This is a genomic window from Pseudomonas sp. B7(2017) (genome assembly GCF_002112745.1).
In the GTDB taxonomy this organism is placed as follows: domain Bacteria; phylum Pseudomonadota; class Gammaproteobacteria; order Pseudomonadales; family Pseudomonadaceae; genus Aquipseudomonas; species Aquipseudomonas ekonensis.
Genome location: NZ_NEIP01000019.1, coordinates 27622 through 43139, shown reverse-complemented (window position 1 = coordinate 43139; position 15518 = coordinate 27622). Strand labels below are relative to the sequence as shown.

Annotated in this window: 11 protein-coding genes; 4 read left to right on the top strand and 7 right to left on the bottom strand. The window is 65.9% G+C overall.

Annotated features, from left to right (window positions below; translation table 11 throughout):
• Window positions 1-12: 12 nt before the first annotated feature.
• The gene (locus CAG29_RS24755; protein WP_085584644.1) at window positions 13-1935 is read right to left on the bottom strand and encodes an ATP-binding cassette domain-containing protein; all 1923 of its coding nucleotides are present in this window, start codon (window positions 1933-1935) and stop codon (window positions 13-15) included.
• Window positions 1936-2150: 215 nt separating this feature from the next.
• On the opposite strand from CAG29_RS24755, the gene CAG29_RS24750 reads away from it, so the two are divergent.
• Window positions 2151-4079 (top strand): transglycosylase SLT domain-containing protein, encoded by a 1929-nt coding sequence (locus CAG29_RS24750; RefSeq protein ID WP_085584575.1) that lies wholly within the window; start codon window positions 2151-2153, stop codon window positions 4077-4079.
• 80 nt (window positions 4080-4159) lie between these two features.
• Here CAG29_RS24750 and CAG29_RS24745 read toward each other — a convergent pair whose 3' ends face one another.
• Window positions 4160-5953: an ABC transporter transmembrane domain-containing protein gene (locus tag CAG29_RS24745; protein WP_170930407.1), complete on the bottom strand. Its 1794-nt coding sequence runs from the start codon at window positions 5951-5953 to the stop codon at window positions 4160-4162.
• A 259-nt stretch (window positions 5954-6212) separates the two neighbouring features.
• On the opposite strand from CAG29_RS24745, the gene CAG29_RS24740 reads away from it, so the two are divergent.
• Window positions 6213-6392: a PA1571 family protein gene (locus CAG29_RS24740; protein ID WP_085584577.1), complete on the top strand. Its 180-nt coding sequence runs from the start codon at window positions 6213-6215 to the stop codon at window positions 6390-6392.
• Between the two features lie 173 nt (window positions 6393-6565).
• On the opposite strand, the gene pdxB is transcribed toward CAG29_RS24740, so the two are convergent.
• The gene (gene pdxB / locus CAG29_RS24735; protein ID WP_085695286.1) at window positions 6566-7708 is read right to left on the bottom strand and encodes a 4-phosphoerythronate dehydrogenase PdxB; all 1143 of its coding nucleotides are present in this window, start codon (window positions 7706-7708) and stop codon (window positions 6566-6568) included.
• A gap of 188 nt (window positions 7709-7896) precedes the next feature.
• On the opposite strand from pdxB, the gene CAG29_RS24730 reads away from it, so the two are divergent.
• Window positions 7897-9306 carry an MATE family efflux transporter gene (locus CAG29_RS24730; protein ID WP_085695285.1) on the top strand — a complete coding sequence of 470 codons (1410 nt, stop codon included), beginning with the start codon at window positions 7897-7899 and terminating at the stop codon, window positions 9304-9306.
• Between the two features lie 137 nt (window positions 9307-9443).
• Here the strand turns inward: CAG29_RS24730 and tusA are convergent, their stop codons facing one another.
• Window positions 9444-9695 (bottom strand): sulfurtransferase TusA, encoded by a 252-nt coding sequence (gene tusA / locus CAG29_RS24725; RefSeq protein ID WP_085584583.1) that lies wholly within the window; start codon window positions 9693-9695, stop codon window positions 9444-9446.
• Window positions 9696-9801: 106 nt separating this feature from the next.
• Window positions 9802-10878 carry a 23S rRNA (cytidine(2498)-2'-O)-methyltransferase RlmM gene (gene rlmM / locus CAG29_RS24720; protein WP_085584585.1) on the bottom strand — a complete coding sequence of 359 codons (1077 nt, stop codon included), beginning with the start codon at window positions 10876-10878 and terminating at the stop codon, window positions 9802-9804.
• A gap of 210 nt (window positions 10879-11088) precedes the next feature.
• Here rlmM and acnA point away from each other — a divergent pair, with 210 nt between their 5' ends.
• Window positions 11089-13830 (top strand): aconitate hydratase AcnA, encoded by a 2742-nt coding sequence (gene acnA / locus CAG29_RS24715; protein WP_085695284.1) that lies wholly within the window; start codon window positions 11089-11091, stop codon window positions 13828-13830.
• Between the two features lie 324 nt (window positions 13831-14154).
• Here acnA and CAG29_RS24710 read toward each other — a convergent pair whose 3' ends face one another.
• Together CAG29_RS24710 and CAG29_RS24705 are read right to left on the bottom strand one after the other, a co-directional pair.
• Window positions 14155-14970 carry an aminoglycoside phosphotransferase family protein gene (locus CAG29_RS24710; RefSeq protein ID WP_085695295.1) on the bottom strand — a complete coding sequence of 272 codons (816 nt, stop codon included), beginning with the start codon at window positions 14968-14970 and terminating at the stop codon, window positions 14155-14157.
• Entirely contained in the window at window positions 14963-15451 is a 489-nt protein-coding gene (locus CAG29_RS24705) for an SRPBCC family protein (RefSeq protein WP_085584589.1), read from the bottom strand. The genes CAG29_RS24710 and CAG29_RS24705 overlap by 8 nt, the downstream gene beginning before the upstream one ends.
• Between the last annotated feature and the right edge of the window lie 67 nt (window positions 15452-15518).

Here is a 15518-nt window from a genome sequence, read left to right as displayed (position 1 = left end):
TCTGCGGGGCGGTCAGGCCTCCAGTTCGGCCCAACGCTCCACCAGGGCGTCCAGCTCCGCCTGCAGGCGCTCCAGCGACGCCAGCACTTCAGCTGTCTCCGCCGGCGGACGCTGGTAGAAGCCGGCTTCGGCCATTTCGGCCTCCACGGCGGCGATCTGCTGCTCCTTGGCGTCGATGTCGCCCGGCAGCGCTTCCAGCTCGCGCTGCAGCTTGTAGCTCAGTTTCTTCTTCGCGGCCGGTGCCTCGGCCACCGGGGCCGCCACCGGCGCAGGCTCGGCCTTGACCACCGCCGAGTTCAGGTCGGCCTTGCCCGACTTGCTCTCGGTCACGCCCAGCAGGCGCGGCGAGCCGCCCTGGCGAATCCAGTCCTGGTAACCGCCGACGTACTCGCGCACCTTGCCCTCACCTTCGAACACCAGGGTGCTGGTGACGACGTTGTCGAGGAACGCCCGGTCGTGGCTGACCATCAGCACGGTGCCGCTGAAGGTCAGCAGCACCTCTTCGAGCAGTTCGAGGGTTTCCACGTCGAGGTCGTTGGTCGGTTCGTCGAGCACCAGCAGGTTGGCCGGCTTGCTGAACAGCTTGGCCAGCAGCAGGCGCGCCCGTTCGCCGCCGGACAAGGCCTTGACCGGCGTGCGCGCACGCTGAGGGCTGAACAGGAAGTCGCCGAGGTAGCTCAGCACATGGCGGCTCTGGCCGTCGATCTCGATGAAGTCGCGGCCTTCGGCGACGTTGTCGATCACGGTCTTTTCCAGATCCAGCTGATGGCGCAACTGGTCGAAATAGGCCACATCGATCTTGGTGCCTTCCTCGACCGTGCCGCTGCTCGGTTGCAGGCCGCCGAGCATCAGTTTGAGCAAGGTGGTCTTGCCGGTGCCGTTGGCGCCCAGCAGGCCGATGCGGTCGCCGCGCTGCAGCACCATCGAGAAGTCGCGGACCAGGAACGGGCCGCCCGGGTGGGCGAAGCTGACGTTCTCCAGCACCATCACCTGCTTGCCGGACTTCTCGGCGGTCTCCAGCTGGATGTTGGCCTTGCCGGTGCGTTCGCGGCGCTCGCTGCGCTCCACCCGCAAGGCCTTCAGGGCACGTACGCGGCCTTCGTTGCGGGTGCGGCGGGCCTTGATGCCTTGGCGGATCCAGACCTCTTCCTGGGCCAGGCGCTTGTCGAACAAGGCGTTGGCGGTCTCTTCCGCCGCCAGCACGGCTTCCTTGTGGACGAGGAAGCTGGCGTAGTCGCCGTTCCAGTCGATCAGCCCGCCGCGGTCCAGCTCAAGGATGCGGGTGGCGAGGTTCTGCAGGAAGGAACGGTCGTGGGTGATGAACAGCACCGCGCCCTGGAAGTCCTTCAGCGCCTCTTCGAGCCAGGCGATCGCGCCGATGTCCAGGTGGTTGGTCGGTTCGTCGAGCAGCAGCAGGTCCGGCTCGGACACCAGCGCCTGCGCCAGCAGCACACGGCGACGCCAGCCGCCGGACAGCTCGGCGAGGGTCTTGTCGGCCGGCAATTGCAGGCGGCTCAGGGTGCTGTCGACCAGGGTCTGCAGGCGCCAGCCGTCACGGGCTTCGAGGTCGTGCTGGACGTGCATAAGCTTTTCCAGATCGGCGTCGGTGACGATGTTCTGGCTCAGGTGGTGGTACTCGGCCAGCAGCGCGCCGACGCCGTCGAGGCCTTCGGCCACCACGTCGAACACTGTCCGTTCGTCGGCCACCGGCAATTCCTGCGGCAATTCGCCGATCTTCAGACCGGGTGCACGCCATACCGCGCCGTCGTCAGGCTTCTGGTCGCCCTTGACCAGTTTCATCATGCTGGACTTGCCGGTGCCGTTGCGGCCGATGATGCAGACCCGCTCACCACGGGCGATCTGCCAGGACACCTTGTCCAACAACGGCATGGCGCCGAACGCAAGGGACACATCGCTGAATTTGAGCAGGGTCATGAGCTTCTCCAAAAACCGGGCGCGCATTCTACCTGAATCGGGGCTCCAGCAGGCCGGCAATTTCACCGTCGAAGCACTCTGCATAACATTTGTTGCGATCTTGCGGCTCAAGCCCGGCAAAGCTTTCGCCGCCTGCTGGCAAAAGGCTAAGCTACAGACAATTCAGCGCCGGTCCTTGCCGGCGCTTGTCCTGTTTTCATGTGCCCGGATGTCTCATGCGCAGTCGCCTTTTCAGTGTCTTGTCCTGCTTGCTGCTTTCCGCCGCTGCCGCCCAGTCCGCCCAGGCGGTGGACCTGTCCACCCAACGCCAGTACTACGATGAGGCCAAGCGCGCCTTGGCCAAGGGCGATACCGGCCCGTACTTCCGCTACAGCCAGGCCCTGGCCGATTACCCGCTGGAACCCTACCTGGCCTACGACGAACTCACCGCCCGGCTGAAGACCGCGAGCAACGCCGAGATCGAGAAATTCCTCGCCGAGCACGGCGACCTGCCCCAGGCCAACTGGATGAAGCTGCGTTGGTTGCGCTGGCTGGCTGAACGCGATGACTGGGCGACCTTCGTCAAGTACTACGACCCGAAACTCAATTTCACCGAACTGGACTGCCTGAACGCGCAGTACCAGATCAGCCACAACAAGAAGGCCGAGGGCTATGCCAACGCCGAGAAACTGTGGCTGACCGGCAAGTCCCAGCCCGCCGCCTGCGACGCGCTGTTCGGCATGTGGGCCGCCGAAGGCCAGTTGACCGAGCAGAAGCGCTGGGAACGGGCGAAACTCGCCGCCCAGCACCGCAATTACCCGCTGGCCAACAGCCTGGTCAACGGCCTGACCACCCTCGCCCCGCGCGGCCGCCTGCTGGTGGACGTGGCGCAGAAGCCCGAATTGCTCAACCAGCCTTCGCGCTTCATTCCTGCCGATGAGCCGATGTCCGACGTGGTCAGCCTCGGCCTGCGCCGCCTCGCCCGCCAGGATCCGGACAAGGCCATGGCCCTGCTCGACGGCTACGCCAGCAGCATGCATTTCTCCCGCGACGAAAAGGTCGCGATCGCCCGGGAAATCGGCCTGACCCTCGCCCGCCGCTTCGACAGCCGCGCCCTGGACGTGATGACCCAGTACGATCCGGAACTGCGCGACAACACCGTGTCGGAGTGGCGCCTGCGCCTGCTGCTGCGCCTGGCCCGCTGGAACGACGCCTACCAGCTGACCCGCCGCCTGCCGCAGGACCTGGCCACCACCAACCGCTGGCGCTACTGGCAGGCCCGTAGCCTGGAACTGGCGCAACCGCAGAACCCGGAAGCCCAGACCCTGTACAAGAACCTGGCCCGCGAGCGGGACTTCTACGGTTTCCTCGCCGCCGACCGTTCCCAGTCGCCCTACTCGCTGGTCAACAAGCCGCTGGTGCTGAGCCAGGCGACCATCAACAAAGTGCGCAATACCCCGGGCGTGCGCCGGGCACTGGAATTCCACGCCCGCGGGCAGATCGTCGACGGACGGCGCGAGTGGTATCACGTCAGCCGCCATTTCAGCCGCGACGAAATGGTCGCCCAGGCCAAGCTGGCCTACGACCTGAAATGGTACTTCCCGGCGATCCGCACCATCAGCCAGGCCCAATACTGGGACGACCTGGACATCCGTTTCCCGATGGCCCACCGCAACACGCTGGTGCGCGAAGCCAAGGTGCGCGGCCTGCATTCGAGCTGGGTGTTCGCCATCACCCGCCAGGAAAGCGCCTTCATGGACGACGCCCGCTCGAGCGTCGGCGCCAGCGGCCTGATGCAACTGATGCCCGGCACCGCCAAGGAAACCGCACGCAAGTTCAGCATCCCGCTGGCCTCGCCGCAGCAGGTGCTCGACCCGGACAAGAACATCCAGCTCGGCGCCGCCTACCTCAGCCAGGTGCACAGCCAGTTCAACGGCAACCGCGTGCTCGCCTCCGCCGCCTACAACGCCGGCCCCGGCCGCGTACGCCAATGGCTGCGCGGTGCCGACCACCTGAGCTTCGATGTCTGGGTCGAAAGCATCCCGTTCGACGAAACCCGTCAGTATGTGCAGAACGTGCTGTCTTATTCGGTGATCTACGGCCAGAAGCTCAATTCGCCGCAACCGCTGGTGGATTGGCACGAGCGCTACTTCGACGATCTGTGAGCCGAAGCTGCAATCCCGTGAAATGAAAATGCCCGCATCCGATGCGGGCATTTTTCATGGCGTCCTACCGAGCCGTTGGGTCAGTCGGTTACCGGGGCAGTCGAATCAAGAACACCATCGCTGAACTGCAGCGCCGCCAACCGCGCATACAGCGGATTGCCGGCGATCAGTTCCTGGTGCGTGCCGATCGCGACCAATTTGCCCTGATCCAGCACGGCGATCCGGTCGGCGTTTTTCACTGTGGCCAGCCGGTGGGCGATCACCAGTGTGGTGCGGTTGCGCATCAGGCTCGGCAGCGCCTGCTGGATCAGGTGTTCGCTCTGGGCGTCGAGGGCGCTGGTAGCTTCATCCAGCAGCAGGATCGGCGCATCCACCAGCAATGCACGGGCGATGGCCAGCCGTTGGCGCTGGCCACCGGACAGGCCCAGCCCGCCGTCGCCCAGGTGCATGCGGTAGCCGTCGGGCATCCGCTCGATGAAGTCGTGGGCGTGGGCGATCCGGGCGGCCTCCCTGACTTGCTCCGGTGTCGCGTCGGGACAGCCGTAGCGGATGTTGTCCTCGACGCTGCCGAAGAACAGCGCCGGGCTCTGCGACACCAGCGCGAAGCAGCGGCGCAGGTCCAAGGGATCCAGACTTGTGAGCGGCACGCCATCGATCAGGATCCGGCCGGCATCGGGGTCGTAGAAACGCAGCAGCAGGTCATACACCGTGGACTTGCCGGCGCCTGACGGCCCCACTAGCGCCAAGGTCTCCCCCGCCCTGACCGTCAGGCTCAAGCCGTCGACGGCGAAGCTGTCGGGACGCGAGGGGTAGGAAAACCGCACATCCTGCAAGTCCAGTTCACCCTTGACCCGTTCCGGCAACGTCACCAGGCCGTGGGCCGGCGGCTGGATGATGTTCTCCGAGCGCAGCAGCTCGGCGATGCGCTCGGCGGCACCGGCCGCCCGCTGCAACTCACCGATCACCTCGCTCAATGTGCCGAAGGCGCTGCCGACGATCAGGCTGTAGAACACGAACGCCGCCAGCTCGCCGGCGGAGATGCGCCCGGCGATCACATCCATGCCGCCCACCCACAGCATCACCGCCACGGCCCCCAGCACCAGCACGATCACCAGGGTGATCAGCCACGCCCGCTGGAAGATCCGCTTGCGCGCCGTGTCGAACGCCTGCTCGACGGTGGCGGCGAAGCGCTGTTCGTCCTGCACCTGATGGTTGTAGGCCTGCACGGTCTTGATCTGGCCCAGGGTTTCGGACACGTAGCTGCCGATGTCGGCGATCCGGTCCTGGCTCAGGCGCGACAGGTTGCGCACCCGTCGGCCGAAGATCAGGATCGGCGCAATCACCAGCGGCAAGGCGATCACCACGATGCTGGTGAGCTTGGGGTTGGTGATGAACAACAGCACGATCCCGCCCAGCACCATCAGCAGATTGCGCAGGAACAGCGACAGCGACGAGCCGATCACCGATTGCAGCAGCGTGGTGTCGGCGGTCAGCCGGGACTGGATCTCCGAGCTGCGGTTGTTTTCGTAGAAGCCCGGGTGCAGGTAGACCAGATGGTTGAACACCTGCCGGCGGATGTCGGCCACGCAGCGCTCGCCGATCCACGACACCAGGTAGAACCGGGCGAACGTGCCCACGGCCAGCCCGAGCACCAGCAGCATGAACAGGCCGATGGACTGGTTGAGCAGGTGCGGCGACTGGGTCATGAACCCTTGGTCGACCAGCAGGCGGATGCCCTGCCCCATCGACAGGGTGATGCCGGCGGTGACGATCAGCGCCAGCAAGGCGCCGAACGCCTGCCAGCGGTACGGCGCCAGGAACCGGTTGGCCAGGCGCAGGGCCCGGCGGTGTCGCGGGGAAAGCATCGGGATCATTCGGGTTCACGTCTTGTGCAGGTGAATGGGATCAGCCTACACGCTGAAATGGGGTGGAACTGTGCGAATCACAACGAGTCAGGTTAATTATGACCGTCACGACTAGAGGCTAGACGCTATTGGTCTAATCTCACGGTTGAGACACACCGCCATTTCTGTTTGAGTGGAGATGCCGTCCCGGACAGACCGCAGGGAGTTGTCACAGCCTGGTCACCTGACGGTTTTACCCTAGGCACACAACCTGATGAGGAGACAGGCCATGTCCTTGCAAAACAGCAGCGACGACAAGATTCAAGTGATCCGCACCAAGCCCGGTCAAGCTCTGGGTTGCTCGATCATCGATGAGGACGGCCGCGAAGTGCCGATCACCGAAGAGATGATCCAGAAGGCCTGCCGCGAACTGGATCAGCGATTGGTCAAGCCTGCCGAACAAAAGTGATGTCGCCACCGTCTTCCTGACCCGGCCCTGATGGCCGGGTTTTTTATGCCTGCCGGCCAAGGGCCGCGACGCACTCACTGACGCCATCGCCAGCGGCCTGGCTCCCACATCGGTTGCGGCGCAGACCGACACGGTGGGAGCCAGCCTGCTGGCGATGAAGCCGCCCCGGTTCATCAGACCGCCACAGCCCCCAACGCCGCCACGATCTGCCGCAGGGCCGGGGACTCCCCCTCGATCCTGACCTTGAGCCCTTCGATCTCGCGCCGCACCGGATACCCCTTGCGCAACGCATCGAACGCCGCCCGCTGCGCGCCGACATCGTCCACCAGGCTGCGCCGGAAGTCCGCATCGTCCCGGCGCGGGTCGTACACGCCGCGGCACAGCGCCGCCAAGGCCCAGGCCGGGTCGGTGTCGGCATGCAGGGTCATCTGGGTCAGCCACGGCGCCGGCAACAAGTCTTCGAGACGGATGCTGGCCGGATGACCGATGACGTCGCAGTAGGCCTGGTAGATCTGCGCGGTGCCGCGCTGCTTGCCGTCGAGGCTGTAGCCGGCGATGTGCGGCGTCGCCAGCACGCAGAGGTCGGCCAGCGCCAAGTCCACCTCGGGCTCGGCCTCCCAGACGTCGAGCACCGCTTGAAGGTCTTCGCGGGCCAGCAGCACCTCGCGCAGTGCGGCGTTGTCGATCACCGGGCCGCGGGCCGCGTTGATCAGCCAGGCGCCGGGCTTGAGCCGCTGCAGACGCCCGCGGTCGAACAGGTGCCAGGTCGCGCCGTCGCCGGTGCGGGTCAACGGGGTGTGCAGGCTGATCACGTCGCACTGCTCGATGATCTCGTCGAGGCTTGCATAGTCGCCGCCCTCGGCAGCCTGGCGCGGCGGGTCGCAGACCTTCACGCTCCAGCCCAGGCCTTTGAGCACCTTGACCAAACGCCCGCCGACTTGGCCGGCGCCCACCACGCCATAGGTGCGCCGGCTCAGGTCCGCGCCTTCGATGTCGGCGAGGGTCAGCAGGCTGCCGAGCACGTAGTCGACCACGCCCCGGGCGTTGCAGCCGGGGGCGCTGGACCAGGCGATGCCGGCTTCGGCGAAGTAGTCGAGATCCAGATGATCGGTGCCGATGGTGCACGTGCCGACAAAGCGCACGTGGCTGCCTTCGAGCAGGGCCCGGTCGACGTTCGTCACCGAACGCACCAGCAGGACATCGGCCTGTTCGACCGTGGCGCGGTCGATGGCCCGGCCCGGCACCCGGCGGATCTCGCCGAAACCGGCAAAGAACGCATCGAGCAGCGGGATGTTTTCGTCGGCGACAATCAGCATGGCAGGGGCTCCTTGGGCGGATCGGCAGTGTAGGCGCTGACACTGCGATGAGCCAGCGGACATTGCGCGCCCTGAGCCCTCCCGCCCCATGCCGCGATTACAAATCCCCAACACGGGATTTTTCCTGACCGATGCGTCAGCGGCGTAGAATGCGCCGCCCTGCGCATCAACCCTTGGACGCTTTGCCTGTGAACTCCGTGACCCAACGCCCCGCCGCCGTTTCCCCCGACCGCCCCGCCCGGATCCGTCTGGAGCTCAAGAGCCTGCTCGGCCTGGCCCTGCCGATCATCATCGCGCAACTGGCGACTACCGCCATGGGCTTCGTCGATGCGGTGATGGCGGGCCGCGTCGGGCCCCGGGACCTGGCGGCCATGGCCCTGGGCAACTCGATCTGGGTGCCGGTGTTCCTGCTGATGACCGGCACCTTGCTGGCGACCACCCCAAAAGTCGCCCAGCGCTTCGGCGCCGGCACCCACGGCGAAATCGGTCCGCTGGTGCGCCAGGCGCTGTGGCTGGCGCTGGCGGTGGGGCTGATGGCGACCGCGATGCTGGTCTGCGCCGAGCCGATCCTGCACCTGATGAAGGTCGATCCGGAGCTGATCGGCCCCTGCATGCAATACCTGCACGGCATCGCCAGCGGCCTGCCGGCGGTGGCGCTCTACCATGTGCTGCGCTGCTTCAGCGACGGCCTGGGCCGCACCCGCCCGGCGATGGTGCTGGGCCTGTGCGGCCTGGCGCTGAACATTCCGCTGAACTACGTGTTCATCTACGGCCATTTCGGCGTGCCGGCCATGGGCGGCGTCGGCTGCGGTTGGGCCACGGCGATCGTGATGTGGGTGATGGCGCTGGGCCTGGCCGGTTACGAGCGCTGGGCGCCCGCCTACAAATCCAGCGAACTGTTCAGCCGTTTCGACTGGCCGCAATGGGCCGTGATCAAGCGTCTGCTGGCCATCGGCCTGCCGATCGGCATCGCCGTGTTCGCCGAGTCGAGCATCTTCGCCGTGATCGCCCTGCTGATCGGCAGCCTGGGTGCCACGGTGGTGGCCGGGCACCAGATCGCGCTCAACGTCAGCTCGCTGGTGTTCATGATCCCGTATTCGCTGGGGATGGCCGTGACCGTGCGGGTCGGTCAGGCCCTGGGGCGCGGGGAGCCACGTGAGGCGCGCTTCGCCGCCGGGGTCGGCATGGGCAGCGCGCTGGCCTACGCGTGCCTCTCGGCGAGCATGATGCTGTTGCTGCGCGAGCCGATCGCGGCGATCTACACCGCCGACCCGACGGTGATCCACATCGCGGCGATGCTGATCGTGTATTCGGCGCTGTTCCAGTTCTCCGACGCGATCCAGGTCACCGCCGCCGGGGCGCTGCGCGGCTACCAGGACACCCGGGTGACGATGATCCTGACCCTGTTCGCCTACTGGGGCATCGGCCTGCCGGTGGGTTACGCCCTGGGCCTGACCGACTGGCTCGGCGAGCCCCGTGGCCCGAGCGGCCTGTGGCAGGGCCTGATCGTCGGCCTGAGCTGCGCGGCGCTGATGCTGTCGGTGCGGCTGATCCGCAGCGCCCGCAAGCGCATTCGCACCGGCCATCCGGCGGGCTGAGGCCCGTTCAGCCGAAACAAAAAACTGTGGGAGCCCGCCTGCCGGCGATGGCGGCAAGTCAGTCAACTTGATGTTGAACCGACTGCCTCATCGCCAGCAGGCTGGCTCCCACAGTGGGTTTTGAGCCCCTACCGGGTTCAGCCTTGCTTCTTGCGGATCCAGTACAGGTAGGTGCCGGCCTCTTCGTGCTGGGCCACCAGTTCGTGGTCGAGGAACGTGCAGAACTTGGGGATGTCGCGGCGGGTCGAGGGATCCGTGGCGATCACCTTGAGCAGGCCGCCGGGCACCAGGTCGCGGATGTGCTGGTGCAGCATCATCACCGGTTCCGGGCAATTGAGGCCGGTGGCGTCGAGGGTGCCGTCCACCGGGGTATCGATCATTTCACTCATGGTTCACTCCTGAAGCAGGCCGGCATTGTCGCGCATTGCCGGGCGCGTGGCGAGCGAGCGGCCCCCCGCCGGGCGGCAAAGGCCCTCGCCACCGTGTTCATTTCCGTCATCCGCGGGATTTGGACTTTTTCGTGTCGTGCCGGCGCAAGTGGCAGGTGACTTCCTCGCGGTCGTGGTACAGCTGCTTGCAGCCGATGTCGACCTTGACGCCCCGGGCCTTGAAACCGTCGGCGATGCGTTCGAGCAGGCGTTTGACTTCGGCGTAGCGCTGCTTCATCGGCAGCTTGAGGTTGACCACCGCTTCCCGGCAGTGGCCCTCGCCGACCCATTCCTCGAGCATCGCTGCGTTGCGGGCCGGTTTTTCGACGATGTCGCAGACCATCCAGTCCACCGGCTGCTTGGGCTTGAAGGTGAAGCCGTCGGCCATCAGGTGCTGCACCAGGCCGGTGTCCATCAGGCTTTGCGCCATCGGGCCGTTGTCGATGGCCGTCACCAGCATGCCCCGGTTCACCAGTTGCCAGGTCCAGCCGCCCGGCGCGGCACCCAGGTCGACGCCGGTCATGTCGCTGTGCAGGCGCTCTTCCCATTGGTCACGCGGGATGAAGTGGTGCCAGGCCTCCTCCAGCTTCAGGGTCGAGCGGCTCGGCGCCTCCCGGGGAAACTTCAGGCGCGGAATGCCCATCGGCCACATCGCCGAGTTGCCGGCGTCGGCCAGGCCGAGGAACACTTCGCGGCCGCTCTTGAAGGTCAGCAGCAGGCGCGGCTTGCCGGCGTCGTCCACCAGCTTGCCGGCGCCGGTCAGCGCCTTGCGCAGAGGGGCCTCGAATTTCTTGCAGAAGTTCGACAGCTCCTTGCCGTCGTTGGTGTCGAGCACTTCCAGCCACAGGCTGCCGCACACCGGAAACTCGGCCATATGGGCGAGGATCACGCTGATGCGGTCGGTTTCCGGCAGATCGATGAAGACACCGCGGGCCCATTGGCGCGGGAAGATCAATTCGGCGAAGCGCTGGCCACGCATCAGCCGCTCGGCGCCGTCGGCTTCGCTGCACACGAACTCGGCGCAGGCGCTGGACGGCTTGGCCTTGGCGTAGCCGGCCACGTTCAGCCGGGCGGCGAGGTCGGAAATCTCGGAGCAGACTTCGCCTTCGAAGCCTGGCCGGCAGTGCATGAATAGGGTGTTCATTGAATCTCCTGGGCAACTGGCAATGGGTCGATGCGCAAACTTGCCCTGTAGCAAAGCCTGTCACGAAAACCGGCGCATGATAGCCGAGTTCGGAACCTTGGTTCTGTCTATAGAGTCGAGTGATTAGCCAGCTACCGGAAACGGGGCTAGGTTTAAAGCTCAGTTCGTCCCCTCAATCCGTAGCCGTGCGGATTCAAAGGAGTGATCGCAATGCCGTCCCTCGATAGCCTGAACACCCTCAAGACCCTGCCGGTCGACAGCAAGACCTATCACTATTTCAGCCTGCCGGAGGCCGCCAAAAGCCTGGGCGACATCGACAGGCTGCCGATGTCGCTCAAGGTGCTGCTGGAAAACCTGCTGCGCTGGGAGGACGGCAAGACCGTCACCGGCGCCGACCTCAAGGCGATCGCCGCCTGGCTCAAGGGGCGCCGCTCCGACCGTGAGATCCAGTACCGCCCTGCCCGTGTGCTGATGCAGGACTTCACCGGCGTACCCGCCGTGGTCGACCTGGCGGCGATGCGCGCCGCCGTGGCCAAGGCCGGCGGCGACCCGCAGCGGATCAATCCGCTGTCGCCGGTGGACCTGGTGATCGACCACTCGGTGATGGTGGACAAGTTCGCCACCGCCAGCGCCTTCGAACAGAACGTCGACATCGAAATGCAGCGCAACGGCGAACGCTATGCGTTCCTGCGCTGGGGCCAGAGCGCCTTCGACAACTTCAGCGTGGTGCCGCCGGGCACCGGGATCTGCCACCAGGTCAATCTCGAATACCTGGGACGCACGGTGTGGACCCGGGACGAGGACGGCCGCACGTATGCCTTCCCGGACACGCTGGTCGGCACCGACTCCCACACCACCATGATCAACGGTCTGGGCGTGCTCGGCTGGGGCGTCGGCGGGATCGAGGCGGAAGCGGCGATGCTCGGCCAGCCGGTGTCGATGCTGATCCCGGAGGTCATCGGCTTCAAGCTCACCGGCAAGCTCAAGGAAGGCATCACCGCCACCGACCTGGTGCTGACCGTGACCCAGATGCTGCGCAAGAAAGGCGTGGTCGGCAAATTCGTCGAGTTCTACGGCGACGGCCTCGCCGACCTGCCGCTGGCCGACCGTGCGACCATCGCCAACATGGCCCCGGAATACGGCGCCACATGCGGATTCTTCCCGGTCGATGACGTCACGCTGGACTACCTGCGCCTGTCCGGCCGCCCCGCCGAGGTGGTCAAACTGGTCGAGACCTACACCAAGGCCCAGGGCCTGTGGCGCCTGCCCGGCCAGGAGCCGCTGTTCACCGACAGCCTGGCGTTGGACATGGGCAACGTCGAAGCCAGCCTCGCAGGTCCCAAACGGCCGCAGGACCGGGTGGCGCTGCCCGATGTCGGCCAGGCGTTCAGCGACTTCCTCGATCTGCAGTTCAAGCCCGCCAGCAAAGACGAAGGCCGCCTCGAAAGCGAGGGCGGCGGCGGTGTGGCGGTGGGCAACGCCGACATGGCCGGCGAAACCGACTACGAGTACGAGGGCACGACCTATCGCCTGAAAAACGGTGCGGTGGTGATCGCCGCGATCACCTCCTGCACCAACACCTCCAACCCGAGCGTGATGATGGCCGCCGGCCTGCTGGCGAAAAAAGCCGTGGAAAAGGGCCTTACCCGCAAGCCGTGGGTCAAGAGTTCGCTGGCGCCGGGTTCCAAGGTGGTCACCGACTATTACCGGGCGGCGGGACTGACGAAGTACCTCGACCAGCTCGGCTTCTCGTTGGTCGGCTATGGCTGCACCACGTGCATCGGCAACTCGGGACCGCTGCCGGAGCCGATCGAAAAAGCCATCCAGCAGGCCGACCTGACCGTGGCGTCGGTGCTGTCCGGCAACCGCAACTTCGAGGGCCGTGTGCATCCGCTGGTGAAGACCAACTGGCTGGCCTCGCCGCCGCTGGTGGTCGCCTATGCCCTGGCCGGCAGCGTGCGCACCGACATCAGCCGCGAGCCGCTGGGCGAAGACGCGCAAGGCCGGCCGGTGTACCTGCGCGACATCTGGCCCAGCAGCCAGGAGATCGCCGACGCGGTGAACCAGGTCAACACCGCGATGTTCCATAAGGAGTACGCCGAGGTGTTCGCCGGCGACGAGCAGTGGCAAGCCATCCAGGTCCCGCAGGCCGCGACCTACGTCTGGCAGGCGGACTCGACCTACATCCAGCACCCGCCGTTCTTCGACGACGTCGCAGGACCCCTGCCGGCGATCGGCGATGTCCGGGGCGCGCGGATCCTGGCGCTGCTGGGCGATTCGGTGACCACCGACCACATCTCCCCTGCCGGCAACATCAAGGCCGACAGCCCGGCCGGGCGTTACCTGCGCGAGCTGGGCGTGGAGCCGCGGGACTTCAACTCCTACGGCTCTCGCCGGGGCAACCACGAAGTGATGATGCGCGGCACCTTCGCCAACATCCGGATCCGCAATGAAATGCTCGGCGGCGAGGAAGGCGGCAACACGCTGTACATCCCCACCGGCGAAAAACTGGCGATCTACGACGCGGCGATGCGCTATCAGGCGTCGGGCACGCCGCTGGTGGTGATCGCCGGCCAAGAGTACGGCACAGGCTCCAGCCGTGACTGGGCAGCCAAGGGCACCAATCTGTTGGGCGTGAAGGCCGTGATCGCCGAGAGCTTCGAACGCATCCACCGCTCCAACCTGGTGGGCATGGGCGTATTGCCGTTGCAGTTCAAGCTGGATCAGAACCGCAAGAGCCTGAACCTCACCGGTCGGGAAACCCTGGACATCCAGGGCCTGAGCGGCGCGGAACTGACGCCGCGGATGAACCTGACGCTGGTGATCACCCGGGAGGACGGGCGTCAGGAGAAGGTCGAGGTGCTGTGCCGCATCGACACCCTGAACGAGGTGGAGTACTTCAAGTCCGGCGGGATCCTGCATTACGTGCTGCGGCAGTTGATCGCGTCCTGAGGGGCGCATGCCCGTCGGACTGCGCAGCGGGCCTGCTTTATTGGCCCGCTGCGCGCGCCAACCGGACCAAGATCCCTTGCCACAAGGGCACTTTCCTGCAGACGAAAAAAAACCCGCCGAAGCGGGTTTTTCCCAAGACCATTATCGACTCCCTGTCGGCAGCGATCCTTGCTCATGGTCGATCATCCATGATCCTGAAACACTCCCTGTGCTTCAGTTGATGTGGCTAGATTACGCATCGGATCCAATCTGGAAAAGTCGAAAAAGCTACCAGTGCGTGTAAGACATTCGCTATAGCACCCCTTCCGAAATCCCCTACGCCTGTCAGGCTTCAAGCGCCGAAGCCGCCAACTGTGCGACTTGCAACTGCCCGGCAGCGGCTTGGCGGTCGTCATCCTCCAGGAACCACGCGGCCGACAGGCCGGCGAACGCCAACACCCATTGCAGCAGCCGCCGGCGTTCCAGCCCCGCCGCTTCGGCGATCACCTCGACCTGCCGGCGGAAGCGTCCGGGATCGCCCGCCGTCGGCAGTTCGGGGTTGCAGATCAGGTTGGCGTAGTCGTATCCACGCTCGCCGCGCACCCGCTTGGGATCGATGGCCAGCCAGCCCCGCGGCCCGAAATCGAGCACGTTGTCGTGGTGCATGTCGCCGTGCAGCACCACCACGTCCTGCGGCTCGGCAAGCAGGGCTTCGGCGGTGCGCAGGCTCTTCACGTAAGGCCCGCCGTGGCGCTCGGCCGCCAGGCGCAGGGAGGCGAACCACGGCGCCAGCTCCACCAGCGGCGGAGGCGGCGACGGACGCGGGGCATGCAGGCGCGCCAACGCCGAACAGAGGATCCGGCTGGCCTTGTCGTCCTCGCCGTTGAGCGCCATGCGCATCAGCGAACGGCGGCCCATGGCCCGTTCCAGCAGCAGGCCGTCGCCGTGATGGGCGATCACCCGCGCTGCGCCCTCGCCGTCCCACCAGGTCATCAGCAGGTTGCCGAATTTCTCTTCGGCGTCCACGGCGACCTTGAGCATCGCCGGAGCATCGCCCTGACGCACCGGCAGCAGGCGGCTGCCGAGGGTGATGACCGGCTCGCCGTCCGGCACCAGCGCCCAGCGCTGCAGCCACGGCCCGAACACGTCGCGCTCAGCCACCTTCACGCTCGCGGGCCCGTTCGCTCTCGGTCAGGAAATGCTCCAACCGGCTCAACTGCTCTTCCCAGCCACGGCTGTCCATGTAGTAGGCCTCCTTCTGGCGCACGTCGGGGATGTGCGCAAAGCCCGACTCGGACACCTTCAGCAGCGTGCCGTTCTCGTAGTCCTGCAGTTCGAACTTGACCAGCGTGGTTGGCTCTTGGGAGTAGTCGATCTTCGGGTTCACCGCATAGGGGTGCCAGCGGAACGAAAACAGCTGCTGCGGCTCGACCCGCTCCACCAGCACGTTCCACAGCACGTGCTCATAGCCTGGGTACGTGACCTGCCCTTGCGTCCATTCGCCGGCGATGAACCGCCGGCCTTCCAGCGCCACGCCGAACCACTGGCCGAACGCTTCAGCATCGACCAGCGCGCGCCAGACATGGGGGCGCGGCGACTTGAGCGTGATCTTGCGTTCAAAGCTATTGGGTACTGGTTTCATACGTCACCTCCTGTTTTGAACACTAGGCCTGTTCGACCACATGTCCAATGCGAAGTTGTATCAAACG

What these genes read in the sequence shown, in the direction of transcription:
- acnA (WP_085695284.1), top strand. Translation starts at nt 11,089, where the DNA reads ATGCCGTCCCTCGATAGCCTGAACACCCTCAAGACCCTGCCGGTCGAC.
- CAG29_RS24740 (WP_085584577.1), top strand. Translation starts at nt 6,213, where the DNA reads ATGTCCTTGCAAAACAGCAGCGACGACAAGATTCAAGTGATCCGCACC.
- CAG29_RS24755 (WP_085584644.1), bottom strand. Translation starts at nt 1,935, where the DNA reads ATGACCCTGCTCAAATTCAGCGATGTGTCCCTTGCGTTCGGCGCCATG.
- CAG29_RS24750 (WP_085584575.1), top strand. Translation starts at nt 2,151, where the DNA reads ATGCGCAGTCGCCTTTTCAGTGTCTTGTCCTGCTTGCTGCTTTCCGCC.
- CAG29_RS24705 (WP_085584589.1), bottom strand. Translation starts at nt 15,451, where the DNA reads ATGAAACCAGTACCCAATAGCTTTGAACGCAAGATCACGCTCAAGTCG.
- pdxB (WP_085695286.1), bottom strand. Translation starts at nt 7,708, where the DNA reads ATGCTGATTGTCGCCGACGAAAACATCCCGCTGCTCGATGCGTTCTTT.
- rlmM (WP_085584585.1), bottom strand. Translation starts at nt 10,878, where the DNA reads ATGAACACCCTATTCATGCACTGCCGGCCAGGCTTCGAAGGCGAAGTC.
- CAG29_RS24745 (WP_170930407.1), bottom strand. Translation starts at nt 5,953, where the DNA reads ATGATCCCGATGCTTTCCCCGCGACACCGCCGGGCCCTGCGCCTGGCC.
- tusA (WP_085584583.1), bottom strand. Translation starts at nt 9,695, where the DNA reads ATGAGTGAAATGATCGATACCCCGGTGGACGGCACCCTCGACGCCACC.